We start from the raw sequence: 15129 nt of genomic DNA, 5'->3' as shown, positions 1-15129 counted from the left end.
TAAACGGACCTTAGCCAAACCCATCGCGGGGCGCCAGTCGGGTTCCTGCGAGCGAAAGGGAGCCCAACCCAGTGGAATACCTGCTGCAAGAATACCTGCCGATCCTGGTTTTTCTGGGAATGGCCTCGGCGCTTGCCATCGTGCTGATTCTGGCCGCCGCGGTCATCGCCGTACGCAACCCGGACCCGGAAAAGGTCAGCGCCTATGAATGCGGCTTCAACGCCTTCGACGACGCGCGGATGAAGTTCGACGTGCGCTTCTATCTGGTGTCGATCCTGTTCATCATCTTCGACCTCGAAGTCGCTTTCCTGTTCCCCTGGGCGGTCAGCTTTGCCAGCCTGTCGGACGTGGCCTTCTGGGGCATGATGGTGTTCCTGGCCGTTCTGACCGTGGGCTTTGCCTATGAATGGAAGAAGGGGGCGCTGGAATGGGCGTGATGACCGGCCTGAACACCGCAGGCGCCGACCGTGACCTCGCCACGGCCGAGCTGAACCGAGAGTTGCAGGACAAGGGCTTCCTGCTGACCACGACCGAGGACATCATCAACTGGGCGCGCAACGGTTCGCTGCACTGGATGACCTTCGGCCTGGCCTGCTGCGCGGTCGAGATGATGCAGACCTCGATGCCGCGCTATGACCTGGAACGCTTCGGGACCGCGCCGCGCGCCTCGCCGCGGCAGTCGGACCTGATGATCGTCGCGGGCACGCTGACCAACAAGATGGCCCCGGCGCTGCGCAAGGTCTATGACCAGATGCCCGAGCCGCGCTATGTCATCTCGATGGGCAGCTGCGCCAATGGCGGCGGCTACTATCATTATTCCTATTCGGTGGTGCGCGGCTGCGACCGCATCGTGCCGGTGGACATCTATGTCCCGGGCTGCCCGCCGACCGCCGAGGCGCTGCTCTACGGCATCCTGCAACTTCAGCGCCGCATCCGGCGCACCGGCACGCTGGTGAGGTGAGCCATGTCCGAAGCCCTCTCTGACGAAGCCCTGCTGGAACTGGCCGAGCATATCGCGCTCCGCCGCGAGAACGACGTGATCTCGACCCAGGTCGCCTTCGGCGAGCTGACGGTCAATGCCACGCTGTCGGGCGTGATCGGCCTGATCGAATTCCTGCGCAACGATCCGAACTGCCGCTTTTCCACGCTGATCGACATTACCGCCGTGGACAACCCGGCACGGCCTGCGCGTTTCGACGTGGTCTATCACCTGCTGTCGATGTATCAAAACCAGCGCATCCGGGTTAAGGTCCAGGTGCGCGAGGACGAGCTGGTTCCCAGCCTGATCGGCGTATTCCCCGGCGCCAACTGGTATGAGCGCGAGGTCTTCGACCTGTTCGGCATCCTGTTCTCGGGCCATTCGGACCTGCGCCGCATCCTGACCGATTACGGTTTCCGCGGCCACCCGCTGCGCAAGGATTTCCCGACCACAGGCTATGTCGAGGTGCGCTGGAGCGACATCGAGAAGCGCGTGGTCTACGAGCCGGTGAACCTGGTTCAGGAATACCGCCAGTTCGACTTCCTGTCCCCCTGGGAGGGCGCGAAATACGTGCTTCCGGGCGACGAGAAGGCGCCGGAGGCGAAGAAGTGACCGCAGCCGCGCAGCACGGGCTGTGCGTCCCGCATCGGATTTGAGGGCTGACCATGGACGGCGACATCCGCAAGAACAGCTATGACGACGGCTCGATGGACGCCCTGACCGGCGAGCAGAGCATTCGCAACTTCAACATCAACTTCGGCCCGCAGCACCCGGCCGCCCATGGCGTGCTGCGCATGGTGCTGGAGCTGGACGGCGAGATCGTCGAGCGCGCCGATCCGCATATCGGCCTGCTGCACCGCGGCACCGAGAAGCTGATGGAAAGCCGCACCTATCTGCAGAACCTGCCCTATCTGGACCGGCTGGACTATGTGGCGCCGATGAACCAGGAACATGCCTGGTGCCTGGCCATCGAGCGGTTGACCGGCACGGTGATCCCGCGCCGCGCCAGCCTGATCCGGGTGCTCTATTCCGAGATCGGCCGCATCCTGAACCACCTGATGGGCGTCACCACGGGCGCCATGGACGTGGGCGCGCTGACCCCGCCGCTCTGGGGGTTCGAAGCGCGCGAAGAACTGATGATCTTTTACGAGCGCGCTTGCGGGGCGCGGCTGCATGCCGCCTATTTCCGCCCGGGCGGGGTGCATCAGGACCTGCCGCCCGACCTCCTGGACGACATCGAGGAATGGTGCGAGCGCTTCCCGAAGCTGGTCGACGACCTCGACACGCTCCTGACGGAAAACCGCATCTTCAAGCAGCGCCTGGTCGATATCGGCATCGTGACCGAGGCCGACGCGCTGGACTGGGGCTATACCGGCGTGATGGTGCGCGGCTCGGGCCTGGCCTGGGACCTGCGCCGTTCGCAGCCCTATGAATGCTATGACGAATTCGACTTCCAGATCCCGGTGGGCAGGAACGGCGACTGCTACGACCGCTATCTGTGCCGCATGGCCGAGATGCGCGAATCCTGCAAGATCATGCAGCAGGCGGTGCAGAAGCTGCGCGCCGAGCCGGCGGGCGACGTGCTGGCCCGCGGCAAGCTGACCCCGCCCAGGCGCGCCGAGATGAAGCGCGACATGGAAAGCCTGATCCACCACTTCAAGCTTTACACCGAAGGCTTCAAGGTTCCGGCGGGCGAGGTCTATGCCGCCGTCGAGGCGCCCAAGGGCGAGTTCGGCGTCTATCTGGTCGCCGACGGCACCAACAAGCCCTGGCGTGCCAAGCTGCGGGCGCCGGGTTTTGCGCATCTCCAGTCGATCGACTGGATGTCGCGCGGCCACATGCTGGCCGACGTTCCGGCGATCATCGCCACGCTCGACATCGTTTTCGGAGAGGTTGACCGCTGATGCTGCGCCGTCTGTCCCCCATCCAGCCGGACTCCTTCGAGTTCACGCCCGCCAACCTCGAATGGGCCCGTGCCCAGATGACCAAATACCCGGAAGGCCGCCAGCAATCGGCGATCATCCCGGTCCTGTGGCGCGCGCAGGAACAAGAGGGCTGGCTGAGCCGCCCCGCCATCGAATATTGTGCCGACCTTCTGGGCATGCCCTATATCCGGGCGCTGGAGGTCGCGACCTTCTATTTCATGTTCCAGCTGCAGCCGGTCGGCTCGGTCGCGCATATCCAGATCTGCGGCACCACGACCTGCATGATCTGCGGCGCCGAGGATCTGATCCGGGTCTGCAAGGAAAAGATCGCGCCCGAGCCGCATGCGCTGTCGGCGGACGGCCGGTTCAGCTGGGAAGAGGTCGAATGCCTTGGCGCCTGCACCAACGCGCCCATGGCCCAGATCGGCAAGGATTTCTACGAGGACCTGACGGTCGAGAAGCTCGCGGCGCTGATCGACCGCTTTGCGGCGGGCGAGGTTCCGGTGCCGGGTCCGCAGAACGGCCGGTTCTCTGCCGAGGCCCTGGGCGGCCCGACGGCGCTGGCCGATCTGAAGGGCGGCGAGGCGCATAACGCCAGCGTGGCGCGCGCCCTGCGGCTGGGCGACTCGATCAAGCGCATCGACGGCACCGAGGTGCCGATCACGACGCCTTGGCTTGCCACGCAGAACGGCGTCTAATCGAAAGGGAGCAGGCGGGTCGCGATGGAACGGGCAGAGTGCAACAGGAACTGCTGGATCTCGGCGGCAATCGCTGGGGTGGTGGTGCTGTTGTTCACCGCCGGCATCGGCGATCTGCATTGGCTGGCCGGGCTGTTCCTGGGCGTCGTGACCTTCGTGCTGTTCGGGGCGCTGATGGTCTGGCTGGTCTGCCATGAACGGCCCGAACTGTTCGAGGAGGGCGCCGGCCTGACCGGCACCGACTGGCAGCGCGCCGCCGTGGACCGCCAGCCCGAGACCCTGCTGGTCGGCGGCTCGCTGGGGCCCGAGCCCTTCACCTCGGAGGCGCAGATGCCCATCGTCGCCGGGGCGATGCCGGCAGAGCCGCTTGTCGAGCACCGGCCCGAACCCAAGCCTGCCGCTGCGGCCAAGGTCGCGCGGGGCGCCGACGATCTGAAGCGGATCAAGGGCATCGGCCCCAAGATCTCGGACTGGCTGAACGCGCAGGGCGTGACGCGCTATGACCAGATCGCCGCATGGGACCCCGCCACCGTTGACGATTTCGCGCAGCGGCTGGGCCGGATGGGCGGGCGGATCGAGGCCGACGACTGGGTCGGCCAGGCGAAATTGCTGGCGGCGGGGGGCGAGACCGGCCATTCCCGCCGCGTCGACAAGGGCGAGGTCGGCTGATGGCCCGCCCGGCAGGACATGCGGCGTCGCAGGCGGGTGGGACCGCTGCGGCGGATGCCCGGCAGATGCGTCTGGTGGCGGCGGTGATCGCCGTCACCATGGCGCTGTGGCTGGGGGTGCAATGGCTGGGGGGCCAGCAGGACTGGCCCGCGAAATATGCCTTTCTCGCCGATCTGGCGGCGATTGGGGCCTTGATCTGGTCGCTTTTGGTGACCTTTCGGATCTGGCGGCGGCGCAAGGCGTCCTCGCAGGGACAAGGATAAGACGATGCTGAACGATCAGGACCGGATCTTTACGAACCTTTACGGCATGGGCGACCGCAGCCTGGCCGGCGCGAAAAAGCGCGGCCATTGGGACGGCACCGCCGCGATCATCCAGCGCGGGCGCGACAAGATCATCGACGAGATGAAGGCCTCGGGCCTGCGCGGCCGTGGCGGCGCCGGCTTCCCGACCGGCATGAAATGGTCCTTCATGCCCAAGGAATCGGACGGCCGCCCCTCTTACCTGGTCATCAATGCCGACGAATCCGAGCCCGCGACCTGCAAGGACCGCGAGATCATGCGCCACGATCCGCACACGCTGATCGAGGGCGCGCTGATTGCCAGCTTCGCCATGGGCGCCCATGCCGCCTATATCTATATCCGCGGCGAGTTCATCCGCGAGCGCGAGGCGCTGCAGGCCGCCATCGACGAATGCTACGACGCGGGCCTTCTGGGCCGCAATGCCGCCGGTTCGGGCTGGGATTTCGACCTATACCTGCATCACGGCGCCGGCGCCTATATCTGCGGCGAGGAAACCGCGCTGCTGGAATCGCTGGAAGGCAAGAAGGGCATGCCGCGCATGAAGCCGCCCTTCCCGGCGGGCGCGGGCCTTTACGGCTGCCCGACCACGGTGAACAACGTCGAATCGATCGCCGTGGTGCCGACCATCCTGCGCCGCGGCGCCGAGTGGTTCGCCAGCTTCGGCCGGCCGAACAATGCGGGCGTGAAGCTGTTCGGCCTGACCGGCCATGTCAACACTCCTTGCGTGGTCGAAGAGGCCATGTCGATTCCCATGCGCGAGCTGATCGAAAAGCATGGCGGTGGCATCCGCGGCGGCTGGAAGAACCTCAAGGCGGTGATCCCCGGCGGCGCTTCCTGCCCGGTGCTGACCGCCGAGCAATGCGAAAACGCCATCATGGACTATGACGGCATGCGCGAGCTGCGCTCGTCCTTCGGCACCGCCTGCATGATCGTCATGGACCAGTCGACCGACGTGGTGAAGGCGATCTGGCGGCTGTCCAAGTTCTTCAAGCACGAAAGCTGCGGCCAGTGCACCCCCTGCCGCGAAGGCACCGGCTGGATGATGCGGGTGATGGAGCGCTTGGTGCGCGGCGATGCCGAGGTCGAGGAAATCGACATGCTCTTCGACGTGACCAAGCAGGTCGAAGGCCATACCATCTGCGCCTTGGGCGATGCGGCGGCCTGGCCGATCCAGGGCCTGATCCGCAATTTCCGCGAAGAGATCGAGGACCGCATCAAGGCCAAGCGCACCGGCCGCATGGGCGCGATGGCGGCGGAGTAAACGGCGATGGCAACCGGCCCCCTGATTCCGGCATGGCTGACCCCTCGGGGGGAAAGCCCGCGCCTGCGCGCGTGTCGGCCGGGCCGGATCACGCGGCGCTCACCCCTTGGTGTCGAACCCCGGCGGTGCCTTCGTGTTATGGACCAGGTCCATCCCATGAAGGAAGCATCTGCCATGAAACTCATTCCTGCCGCGCTGATCGCCGCGACGCTGGCGACGCCTGCCGCCGCGTTGGAGCCGCTGTCTCAGGAGAAATACATCAACGACCGGCTGATCGCGGCGCGCATCGCCGATCGCATCCGCCGCACCTGTCCCAGCATCGACGGCCGCATCCTCTATGCCTATGGCGAGGCGCGCAAGCTCAAGCGCTATGCCGAGAGCAAGGGCTATTCCCGCGCCGAGATCGACGCTTTCCTGGACAGCAGGCCGGACAAGCAGCGCATCTATGCCGTGGCCGAGGATTACCTGACCCGTCAGGGCGCCAAGGCCGCGGAACCCGAGAGCTTTTGCCGCATCGGCCGGCAGGAGATCGCGCGGAACACCGTAATCGGCAGCCTGTTGGTGGCGAAATGAAGACGTGGATGAACCGGATCGGTATTGCCCTGATGGCGGCGGCAGCGGCGGCGATGATCGCCGCAGACGGCTTTGCCGGCGAGCGCGCGTCGCGGCCAGGGCAGGACGCCGCCCGCGCGACCGTTTCCGTGCAGGAGCCGCAGCCATGACGACGGGGCGGATGGAACCGACAGCGCCACAGAAAACCGGGCCAGCCTTCGGCCAGCATTTACATCGCGCGAAACCTGCCGGAGATCGTTCCGGCTCGATCTCCGGGCGCGAGGGATAAGGGAAGACAAGATGGCAGATCTTCGCAAGATCAAGATCGACGACACGATTATCGAGGTCGATCCCAACATGACCCTGATCCAGGCCTGCGAGATGGCCGGGATCGAGGTGCCGCGTTTCTGCTATCATGAGCGGCTGTCGATCGCCGGCAACTGCCGCATGTGCCTGGTCGAGGTGGTGGGCGGCCCGCCCAAGCCCGCCGCGTCCTGCGCCATGCAGGTCAAGGACCTGCGCCCCGGTCCCGAGGGCGCGCCCTCGGAGATCCGCACCAACTCGCCCATGGTCAAGAAGGCCCGCGAGGGGGTGATGGAGTTCCTGCTCATCAACCATCCCCTGGACTGCCCGATCTGCGACCAGGGCGGCGAATGCGACCTGCAGGACCAGGCCATGGCCTATGGCGTCGATTTCAGCCGCTACCGCGAGCCCAAGCGCGCCACCGAGGACCTGAACCTCGGCCCGCTGGTCGAGACGCACATGACCCGCTGCATCTCCTGCACGCGCTGCGTGCGCTTCACGACCGAGGTGGCGGGCATCACCCAAATGGGCCAGACCGGCCGCGGCGAAGACAGCGAGATCACCAGCTATCTGAACCAGACGCTGGAATCGAACATGCAGGGCAACATCATCGACCTCTGCCCGGTCGGTGCGCTGGTCTCCAAGCCCTATGCCTTCACCGCGCGGCCCTGGGAACTGACCAAGACCGAATCCATCGACGTGATGGATGCGCTGGGATCGAGCATCCGTATCGACACCAAGGGCCGCGAAGTCATGCGCATCCTGCCGCGCAACCATGACGGCGTGAACGAGGAATGGATTTCCGACAAGACCCGCTTCGTCTGGGACGGGTTGCGCCGCCAGCGCCTCGACCGGCCCTATATCCGCGAGAACGGCCGGTTGCGCCCGGCCAGCTGGCCCGAGGCGCTTGAGGCCGCCGCCCGCGCGATGAAGGGCAAGAAGATTGCCGGCCTGATCGGCGATCTGGTCCCGGCCGAAGCCGCCTTCAGTCTCAAGCAACTGGTCGAGGGGCTGGGCGGCAAGGTCGAATGCCGCGTGGACGGCGCGCGGCTGCCGGCAGGCAACCGCTCGGCCTATGTCGGCACGGCGCGGATCGAGGACATCGACGATGCCGAAATGATCCAGCTGATCGGCACCAACCCGCGCGACGAGGCGCCGGTGCTGAACGCCCGCATCCGCAAGGCCTGGAGCAAGGGCGCCAAGGTCGGGCTGGTCGGCGAGCCGGTCGATCTGACCTATGACTATGCTCATGTCGGCACCGACCGCGCGGCGCTGGAAAGCCTGTCCTCGCGCGAGATCAGCGACGAGACCAAGGCCAGGCCGAGCATCGTGATCGTCGGCCAGGGCGCGATCCGCGAGGCGGATGGCGAGGCGGTGCTGGCCCATGCCATGAAGCTGGCCGAGAATTCGAATTCCGGGCTGCTGATCCTGCACACCGCCGCCGGCCGCGTCGGCGCCATGGATGTCGGCGCCGTGACCGAGGGCGGGCTGCTGGCCGCCATCGACGGGGCCGAGGTGGTCTACAACCTCGGCGCGGACGAGGTCGACATCGATCAGGGGCCTTTCGTCATCTATCAGGGCAGCCATGGCGACCGCGGGGCGCATCGCGCCGACATCATCCTGCCCGGCGCCTGCTATACCGAGGAAAGCGGCCTGTTCGTGAATACCGAAGGCCGGCCGCAACTGGCGATGCGCGCCAATTTCGCGCCGGGCGAAGGCAAGGAAAACTGGGCGATCCTGCGTGCCCTTTCGGCCGAACTGGGCGCGACCCAGCCTTGGGACAGCCTTGCCGGCCTGCGCCGCAAGCTGGTCGAGGCCGTGCCGCATCTGGCGCAGATCGACCAGGTGCCGCAGAACGAATGGCAACCGCTCGGCCGGTTCGACCTGGGGCAGGCAAGCTTCCGCTACGCGATCAGGGATTTCTACCTGACCAACCCCATTGCGCGCTCCTCGCCGCTGATGGGTGAGCTTTCGGCGATGGCCGCGGCCCGCAAGGCCCCGGCGCCGTTGGCGGCGGAGTGACGGGGATGCGGCCCCGCCTTGCCCTTCTGAGCGGTATCGGCGCCCTGGCCCTGCTGGCCGGCTGCGCCGAGACCAAGGATGCGCGCCCGCGGCCCAAGCCGGCCGAACTGGGCGTGGCGGTGCTGCAAAGTGACGCAGGCGCGCCGGACAAGAAGACGCTGACCAGGGGCCGGATCTCGACCAAATCCGGCGAGATCCTGATTCTCGAACCCGACGGTTCGGTCAGCGAGATGGCGCTGGACAGCCCCGAGGGCCGCGACGCCTTCGCGGTGACCGAGGCCGAGTTGATGGCTCTGAACGCGAATCTGGAGCTGGACCTGTCCGGCCTGCCAAACATGGCCCCGGTGCGCAAGCGCGAGCCCACGGCGCAGGAAAAGGCGCTGGCTGCATTCTCGGCCCGTTCCCGCCCGTTGCGGCTGAACCTGCCCGTGAGTTTCGAGGCCGATCCCCAGGATTTCCAGGGCGCGCAGGTCGCCGCGCTGGCCAGTTCGCGCAAGGGGGCGGACAGCCTGGTGGAAGTTACGGCAAACCTGCGCGGCGGGGTGGACGCCGACACCGCCTTCGCCTATGCCACATGCGCGCTGGCCAGCTGGGCCGATGCGAAAGGGGCGTCCTACGCCCGGCACATCCGCACGCTCCGGGACAAGCGCAACGGCAAGATGGTCGTCGGTTCGGTATTCACGCTTTCCGAGAAAAAACCGATGGGCCTGACGGTGATGACAACGAAACAGACCTTGCAGGAATGCAAGGCACGCGGCATTCCCGCGGCGTGATGAGAGGGACGAAAGATCATGGCTGAATTCTGGGCCTCGCCCTACGGTTTCGCGCTCAGCATGCTCTTGCAGGGTCTGGCGGTCATCGCCTTCGTCATGGGTTCGCTGATCTTCATGGTCTATGGCGACCGCAAGATCTGGGCGGCGGTGCAGATGCGCCGCGGCCCGAACGTGGTCGGCCCCTGGGGCTTGTTGCAGACCTTCGCCGACGCGCTGAAATACATCGTCAAGGAAATCGTCATTCCGGCCGGCGCGGACAAGTTCGTCTATTTCCTGGCGCCCTTCCTGTCGATGATGCTGGCGCTGTTCGCCTTTGTGGTCATCCCCTTCGACGAAGGCTGGGTGATGGCGAACATCAACGTGGGCATCCTGTTCATCTTTGCCGCCTCCTCTCTCGAGGTCTACGGCGTCATCATGGGCGGCTGGGCCTCGAACTCGAAATATCCGTTCCTCGCCTCGTTGCGGTCGGCGGCGCAGATGATCTCCTACGAGGTGTCGCTGGGGCTGATCATCATCGGGATCATCATCTCGACCGGCTCGATGAACCTGACCGCCATCGTCGAGGCGCAGCGCGGCGATTACGGGTTGCTGAACTGGTATTGGCTGCCGCACCTGCCGATGGTGGTGCTGTTCTTCGTCTCGGCGCTCGCCGAGTGCAACCGCCCACCCTTCGACCTGGTCGAGGCCGAGTCCGAACTGGTCGCGGGCTTCATGACCGAATATTCGTCCACGCCCTACCTGCTGTTCATGGCGGGCGAATATATCGCCATGTATCTGATGTGCGCGCTCCTGTCGCTGCTGTTCTTCGGCGGCTGGCTGTCGCCGGTGCCGTTCATCGCCGACGGCTGGTGGTGGATGGTCATCAAGATGTGGTTCTGGTTCTACATGTTCGCCATGGTCAAGGCGATCGTGCCGCGCTACCGCTACGACCAGCTGATGCGCATCGGCTGGAAGGTGTTCCTGCCCCTGTCGCTGGGCTGGGTGGTGCTGGTGGCGATCCTGGCCCGCTACGAAATCCTGGGCGGCTTCTGGGCCCGCTTTGCGGTCGGAGGATAAGCCATGTATTCCAACAAGCTAGCCGAGGCATTTGCCAAAGCCAGTGAGACCGACAAGGTGGAGCTGGCGCATTTCCTCGCCAACAATCTGGACAGTGCGGAACAAGCGCAGGACGGCGCCCGCATTCGGGATTATGTCGCCGCGTTCGACCGTTTCGCGGCCCCCAGGGAAGGGGAGCGTTTCTGATGGCCTTCGATTTCGCCCGTGCGACCAAATATTTCCTGATGTGGGATTTCATCAAGGGCTTCGGCCTGGGGATGCGCTATTTCGTGTCGCCCAAGCCGACGCTGAACTACCCGCATGAAAAGGGCCCGCTGTCGCCGCGCTTCCGGGGCGAACACGCACTGCGCCGCTATCCCAACGGCGAGGAACGCTGCATCGCCTGCAAGCTGTGCGAGGCGGTCTGCCCGGCACAGGCCATCACCATCGACGCCGAACCGCGCGAGGACGGCTCGCGCCGGACCACGCGCTACGACATCGACATGACGAAATGCATCTATTGCGGCTTCTGCCAGGAAGCCTGCCCGGTCGATGCCATCGTCGAGGGTCCGAACTTCGAATATGCGACCGAAACCCGCGAGGAGCTGTTCTACGACAAGCAGAAGCTGCTTGCGAACGGCGAACGCTGGGAGGCCGAGATCGCCCGCAACCTGCAACTGGATGCGCCCTACAGATGACCGCTGACGCCGCATATCAGCGCGGCCGCGCCCTGGCCGAGCATCTCAATCCGGGGATGGAGGTGGCCCTGCGCGACCGCTATGGCCGCTGGCTGCCCGATGCGGTGGCCGAAACGGTCGTGGGTCACGGGATGGGCGAGGTCTATGCGCGCGAGGGGCTGGATCTGAAGACCCGGCTGCTGGTCACCGTCGGCGCATTGGCGGCGATGGGCGGGCAGACCCGGCCGCAGCTCAAGGTGAACGTGGCCTCGGCCCTGCGCGCGGGCGCAAGCGCGCGGGAAATCTGCGAGGCGATCTTCCAGATGCACCTCTATGGCGGGATGCCGGCGGCGATCAACGCGTTGAACGCCGCCATCGAGGTTTTCGAAGCGGAAGGAACAAGTCCATGACCGATGCCTTCCAGAAGCTGTTCCAGCAGATGCTGCAATCCGGCCAGGAGATGGCGCGCGCCTTCAACCCGGCGCTCGAGCATTTCGACATGCGCGCCATGGAAAAGCTGGTGCCGACCATTCCTGCCGACATGCTGGAAATGTGGTTCGGCAAGACCTTCAACCGCGAGGGGCTGGACGCCAAGACGCGCCTGCTTCTCACCATCGGCGCGATCACCGTTCAGGGCGCGCTGGCCGAGCCGCAACTGCGCATGACCGTCCGTCAGGCGCTGGCGGCCGGCGCCACCAAACGCGAGATCGCCGAGACGATCTTTCAGATGAGCATGTTCGGCGGGCTGCCCGCGATGCAGAAGGCGCTGGAAATCGCCCAGAGCGTCTATGCCGAGGAGGACGAGGAATGATGACCTTCGCTTTCTACCTGTTCGCGATCAGCGCCTGCGTCGCCGGGTTCATGGTCGTGATCGGCCGCAACCCGGTGCATTCGGTGTTGTGGCTGATCCTGGCCTTCCTGTCCGCGGCGGGGCTGTTCGTGCTGCAAGGCGCGGAGTTCGTCGCCATGCTGCTGGTCGTGGTCTATGTCGGCGCCGTGGCGGTGCTGTTCCTGTTCGTCGTCATGATGCTGGACGTGGATTTCGCCGAGCTGAAGGGCGAACTGGCGCGCTACCTGCCGCTGGCGCTGGTGATTGGCGTCGTGCTGCTGGCGCAACTGGGCATCGCCTTCTCGGGCTGGACGCCCTCGGACCAGGCCGAAAGCCTGCGCGCCGCTCCGGTGGATGCGGCGGTCGAGAACACCCTGGGCCTCGGCCTCGTGCTTTACGACCGCTATGTGCTGATGTTCCAGCTTGCCGGCCTGGTGCTGCTGGTGGCGATGATCGGGGCGATCGTGCTGACCATGCGCCACCGCAAGGACGTCAAGCGCCAGAACGTGCTGGAACAGATGTGGCGCGACCCGGCCAAGACGATGGAATTGAAGGACGTGAAGCCGGGGCAGGGGCTTTGAACGCGGCAGGCTGGACCGCGATAGCCATCGGGATCGTCACGGCGGTCCTAGTAGCAAACGGATATTTCAACGGGTGAACGACCCGGAGGGACCAGGACGATGATCGGATTGACTCATTATCTTGTTGTGGGGGCGATATTGTTCGTCACCGGCATTTTCGGGATCTTCGTGAACCGAAAGAACGTCATCGTCATCCTGATGTCGATCGAACTGATGCTGCTGGCGGTGAACATCAACTTCGTCGCCTTCTCGACCCATCTGGGCGATCTGGCCGGGCAGGTCTTCACCATGTTCGTGCTGACCGTCGCCGCCGCCGAGGCCGCCATCGGCCTGGCGATCCTGGTGGTCTTCTTCCGCAACCGCGGCACCATCGCGGTGGAAGACGTCAACGTGATGAAGGGATAAGCGGCCATGGAAAAATTCGTCCTCTTTGCGCCGCTCATCGCGTCGCTGATCGCCGGGCTGGGCTGGCGGGCGATCGGCGAGAAGGCAGCGCAATACCTGACCACGGGCGTGCTGTTCCTCAGCTGCCTGATCAGCTGGTACCTGTTTCTGTCCTTCGACGGCGTGCCGCGGCATATCCCGGTGCTCGACTGGGTCGTGACCGGCGATTTCCATGCCGAATGGGCGATCCGGCTGGACCGGCTGACCGCGATCATGCTGATCGTCGTGACCACCGTTTCGGCGCTCGTGCACATGTATTCGCTGGGCTACATGGCCCATGACGACAACTGGACGCATGACGAGCACTACAAGGCCCGCTTCTTCGCCTATCTCTCGTTCTTCACCTTCGCCATGCTGATGCTGGTGACGGCGGACAACCTGTTGCAGATGTTCTTCGGCTGGGAGGGCGTGGGCGTCGCCTCCTACCTACTGATCGGATTCTACTACAAGAAGGCCAGCGCCAATGCCGCGGCGATGAAGGCGTTCATCGTCAACCGGGTCGGCGACTTCGGCTTCCTGCTGGGTATCTTCGGCATCTACTGGCTGACCGGCTCGGTCCAGTTCGACGAGATCTTCCGCCAGGTGCCGCAGCTCGCGCAGACCGAGATGCATTTCCTGTGGCGCGACTGGAACGCCGCGAACCTGCTGGGTTTCCTGCTGTTCGTCGGCGCCATGGGCAAGTCGGCGCAGCTCTTGCTGCACACCTGGCTGCCGGACGCGATGGAAGGCCCGACCCCGGTTTCGGCGCTGATCCATGCCGCGACCATGGTGACGGCCGGCGTGTTCCTGGTCTGCCGCATGTCGCCGCTTTACGAATTCGCGCCGGATGCCAAGAACTTCATCGTCATCATCGGCGCCACCACCGCCTTCTTCGCCGCGACCGTCGGCCTGGTGCAGAACGACATCAAGCGCGTCATCGCCTATTCGACCTGTTCGCAGTTGGGCTACATGTTCGTGGCGGCGGGTGTCGGCGTCTATTCGGCGGCCATGTTCCACCTGCTGACGCACGCTTTCTTCAAGGCCATGCTGTTCCTGGGCGCCGGCTCGGTGATCCATGCCATGCACCATGAACAGGACATGCGGAACTATGGCGGGCTGCGGAAGAAGATCCCGCTGACCTTCTGGGCGATGATGATCGGCACCTTCGCCATCACCGGCGTCGGCATTCCGCTGACCCACCTGGGCTTTGCCGGTTTCCTGTCCAAGGACGCGATCATCGAAAGCGCCTATGCGGGCAGCGGCTATGCCTTCTGGCTGCTGGTCATCGCGGCCTGTTTCACCAGCTTCTACAGCTGGCGGCTGATCTTCCTGACCTTCTACGGCAAGCCGCGCGGCGACCATCACGCCCATGATCATGCGCATGAAAGCCCGCCGGTGATGACGATCCCGCTGGGCGTGCTGGCCATCGGCGCGGTCTTTGCCGGCATGGTCTGGTATGGTCCCTTCTTCGGCGACCATCACAAGGTCACGGAATATTTCCACATCGCCGGCGCGCATCACGAAGCGGCCGAGGGCGAAGAAGCAGAGCACGCGACCGCCGAGGCTCCGGTGGAGCACGCCGTCGCCGATACCGCGACCGCCGAGGGCGAAGCGGCCGCCGAGGCCGAACATGCCGAGATCGCCGCGCCGGTCGGCGGTGCGATCTACATGCATCCCGACAACCACATCATGGACGAGGCGCACCATGCGCCGGCCTGGGTGAAGGTCTCGCCCTTCGTCGCCATGGTGCTGGGGCTGATCACCGCCTGGACATTCTACATCGCCAACCCGTCGCTGCCGCGGCGGCTGGCGGCGCAGCAGCCGGCGCTGTATCGGTTCCTGCTCAACAAATGGTATTTCGACGAGATCTACGAGTTCATCTTCGTCCGCCCGGCGAAATGGCTTGGCCGCGTGCTGTGGAAGGGCGGCGACGGCGCCGTCATCGACGGCACCATCAACGGGGTGGCCATGGGCTTGATCCCGCGGCTGACCCGCGCGGCGGTCCGGGTGCAATCGGGCTATCTGTTCCACTACGCCTTCGCGATGGTTCTGGGCATCGTGGGCTTGCTGATCTGGGTGATGATGCGGGGCGCGCACTGA

Annotated in this window: 20 protein-coding genes; all 20 read left to right on the top strand. The window is 65.3% G+C overall.

From position 1 onward, the window contains the following. The first annotated feature begins 71 nt into the window (after nucleotides 1-71). The 20 genes from BLT64_RS05435 to nuoL all read left to right on the top strand — a co-directional run bounded on the left by BLT64_RS05435 (nucleotide 72) and on the right by nuoL (nucleotide 15129). Nucleotides 72-437: an NADH-quinone oxidoreductase subunit A gene (locus tag BLT64_RS05435; protein ID WP_011748536.1), complete on the top strand. Its 366-nt coding sequence runs from the start codon at nucleotides 72-74 to the stop codon at nucleotides 435-437. Further along, a complete protein-coding gene (locus BLT64_RS05430; protein WP_041529949.1) occupies nucleotides 428-961 on the top strand; it encodes a NuoB/complex I 20 kDa subunit family protein in 534 nt (177 codons plus the stop codon). Before BLT64_RS05435 ends, BLT64_RS05430 begins: the two co-directional genes overlap by 10 nt. Before the next feature lie 3 nt (nucleotides 962-964). Then, nucleotides 965-1591: an NADH-quinone oxidoreductase subunit C gene (locus BLT64_RS05425; RefSeq protein WP_011748534.1), complete on the top strand. Its 627-nt coding sequence runs from the start codon at nucleotides 965-967 to the stop codon at nucleotides 1589-1591. A gap of 53 nt (nucleotides 1592-1644) precedes the next feature. Beyond that, complete coding sequence (locus BLT64_RS05420) at nucleotides 1645-2883, top strand: NADH-quinone oxidoreductase subunit D (protein ID WP_011748533.1); 1239 nt, start codon at nucleotides 1645-1647, stop codon at nucleotides 2881-2883. Continuing rightward, nucleotides 2883-3602, top strand: a complete 720-nt coding sequence (nuoE, locus tag BLT64_RS05415; protein WP_011748532.1) for an NADH-quinone oxidoreductase subunit NuoE — start codon at nucleotides 2883-2885, stop codon at nucleotides 3600-3602. Before BLT64_RS05420 ends, nuoE begins: the two co-directional genes overlap by 1 nt. 24 nt (nucleotides 3603-3626) lie before the next feature. Then, nucleotides 3627-4271: a helix-hairpin-helix domain-containing protein gene (locus tag BLT64_RS05410; protein ID WP_011748531.1), complete on the top strand. Its 645-nt coding sequence runs from the start codon at nucleotides 3627-3629 to the stop codon at nucleotides 4269-4271. After that, nucleotides 4271-4534 (top strand): DUF5337 domain-containing protein, encoded by a 264-nt coding sequence (locus tag BLT64_RS05405; RefSeq protein WP_011748530.1) that lies wholly within the window; start codon nucleotides 4271-4273, stop codon nucleotides 4532-4534. The genes BLT64_RS05410 and BLT64_RS05405 overlap by 1 nt, the downstream gene beginning before the upstream one ends. A gap of 4 nt (nucleotides 4535-4538) precedes the next feature. Then, entirely contained in the window at nucleotides 4539-5834 is a 1296-nt protein-coding gene (gene nuoF / locus BLT64_RS05400; RefSeq protein ID WP_011748529.1) for an NADH-quinone oxidoreductase subunit NuoF, read from the top strand. A gap of 174 nt (nucleotides 5835-6008) precedes the next feature. Further along, nucleotides 6009-6407: a DUF5333 domain-containing protein gene (locus tag BLT64_RS05395; protein ID WP_041530248.1), complete on the top strand. Its 399-nt coding sequence runs from the start codon at nucleotides 6009-6011 to the stop codon at nucleotides 6405-6407. 8 nt (nucleotides 6408-6415) lie between these two features. Next, a complete protein-coding gene (locus tag BLT64_RS26750) occupies nucleotides 6416-6556 on the top strand; it encodes a hypothetical protein (RefSeq protein ID WP_157137436.1) in 141 nt (46 codons plus the stop codon). Between the two features lie 130 nt (nucleotides 6557-6686). Then, nucleotides 6687-8711, top strand: coding sequence for an NADH-quinone oxidoreductase subunit NuoG (gene nuoG / locus BLT64_RS05390; protein WP_011748527.1), 2025 nt, complete (start codon nucleotides 6687-6689; stop codon nucleotides 8709-8711). A gap of 5 nt (nucleotides 8712-8716) precedes the next feature. Continuing rightward, nucleotides 8717-9484 carry a YNQ4 family lipoprotein gene (locus BLT64_RS05385; RefSeq protein ID WP_011748526.1) on the top strand — a complete coding sequence of 256 codons (768 nt, stop codon included), beginning with the start codon at nucleotides 8717-8719 and terminating at the stop codon, nucleotides 9482-9484. A gap of 18 nt (nucleotides 9485-9502) precedes the next feature. After that, nucleotides 9503-10540, top strand: coding sequence for an NADH-quinone oxidoreductase subunit NuoH (nuoH, locus tag BLT64_RS05380; protein ID WP_011748525.1), 1038 nt, complete (start codon nucleotides 9503-9505; stop codon nucleotides 10538-10540). A gap of 3 nt (nucleotides 10541-10543) precedes the next feature. Then, nucleotides 10544-10726 (top strand): hypothetical protein, encoded by a 183-nt coding sequence (locus tag BLT64_RS05375; protein ID WP_041529948.1) that lies wholly within the window; start codon nucleotides 10544-10546, stop codon nucleotides 10724-10726. Then, on the top strand, nucleotides 10726-11217 hold the full coding sequence (gene nuoI / locus BLT64_RS05370) for an NADH-quinone oxidoreductase subunit NuoI (protein WP_011748524.1): 492 nt from the start codon (nucleotides 10726-10728) through the stop codon (nucleotides 11215-11217). The genes BLT64_RS05375 and nuoI overlap by 1 nt, the downstream gene beginning before the upstream one ends. Beyond that, a complete protein-coding gene (locus tag BLT64_RS05365) occupies nucleotides 11214-11606 on the top strand; it encodes a carboxymuconolactone decarboxylase family protein (protein ID WP_011748523.1) in 393 nt (130 codons plus the stop codon). Before nuoI ends, BLT64_RS05365 begins: the two co-directional genes overlap by 4 nt. Next, on the top strand, nucleotides 11603-12007 hold the full coding sequence (locus BLT64_RS05360) for a carboxymuconolactone decarboxylase family protein (protein ID WP_011748522.1): 405 nt from the start codon (nucleotides 11603-11605) through the stop codon (nucleotides 12005-12007). The genes BLT64_RS05365 and BLT64_RS05360 overlap by 4 nt, the downstream gene beginning before the upstream one ends. Then, complete coding sequence (locus BLT64_RS05355; RefSeq protein WP_041529947.1) at nucleotides 12004-12606, top strand: NADH-quinone oxidoreductase subunit J; 603 nt, start codon at nucleotides 12004-12006, stop codon at nucleotides 12604-12606. The genes BLT64_RS05360 and BLT64_RS05355 overlap by 4 nt, the downstream gene beginning before the upstream one ends. A gap of 99 nt (nucleotides 12607-12705) precedes the next feature. Beyond that, nucleotides 12706-13011, top strand: coding sequence for an NADH-quinone oxidoreductase subunit NuoK (gene nuoK, locus BLT64_RS05350; RefSeq protein WP_010392916.1), 306 nt, complete (start codon nucleotides 12706-12708; stop codon nucleotides 13009-13011). 6 nt (nucleotides 13012-13017) lie between these two features. Further along, a complete protein-coding gene (gene nuoL / locus BLT64_RS05345) occupies nucleotides 13018-15129 on the top strand; it encodes an NADH-quinone oxidoreductase subunit L (RefSeq protein WP_011748520.1) in 2112 nt (703 codons plus the stop codon).

The sequence above is a fragment of the Paracoccus denitrificans genome (assembly GCF_900100045.1).
Taxonomy (GTDB): domain Bacteria; phylum Pseudomonadota; class Alphaproteobacteria; order Rhodobacterales; family Rhodobacteraceae; genus Paracoccus; species Paracoccus denitrificans.
This window is presented reverse-complemented; position numbering and strand designations above follow the sequence as displayed.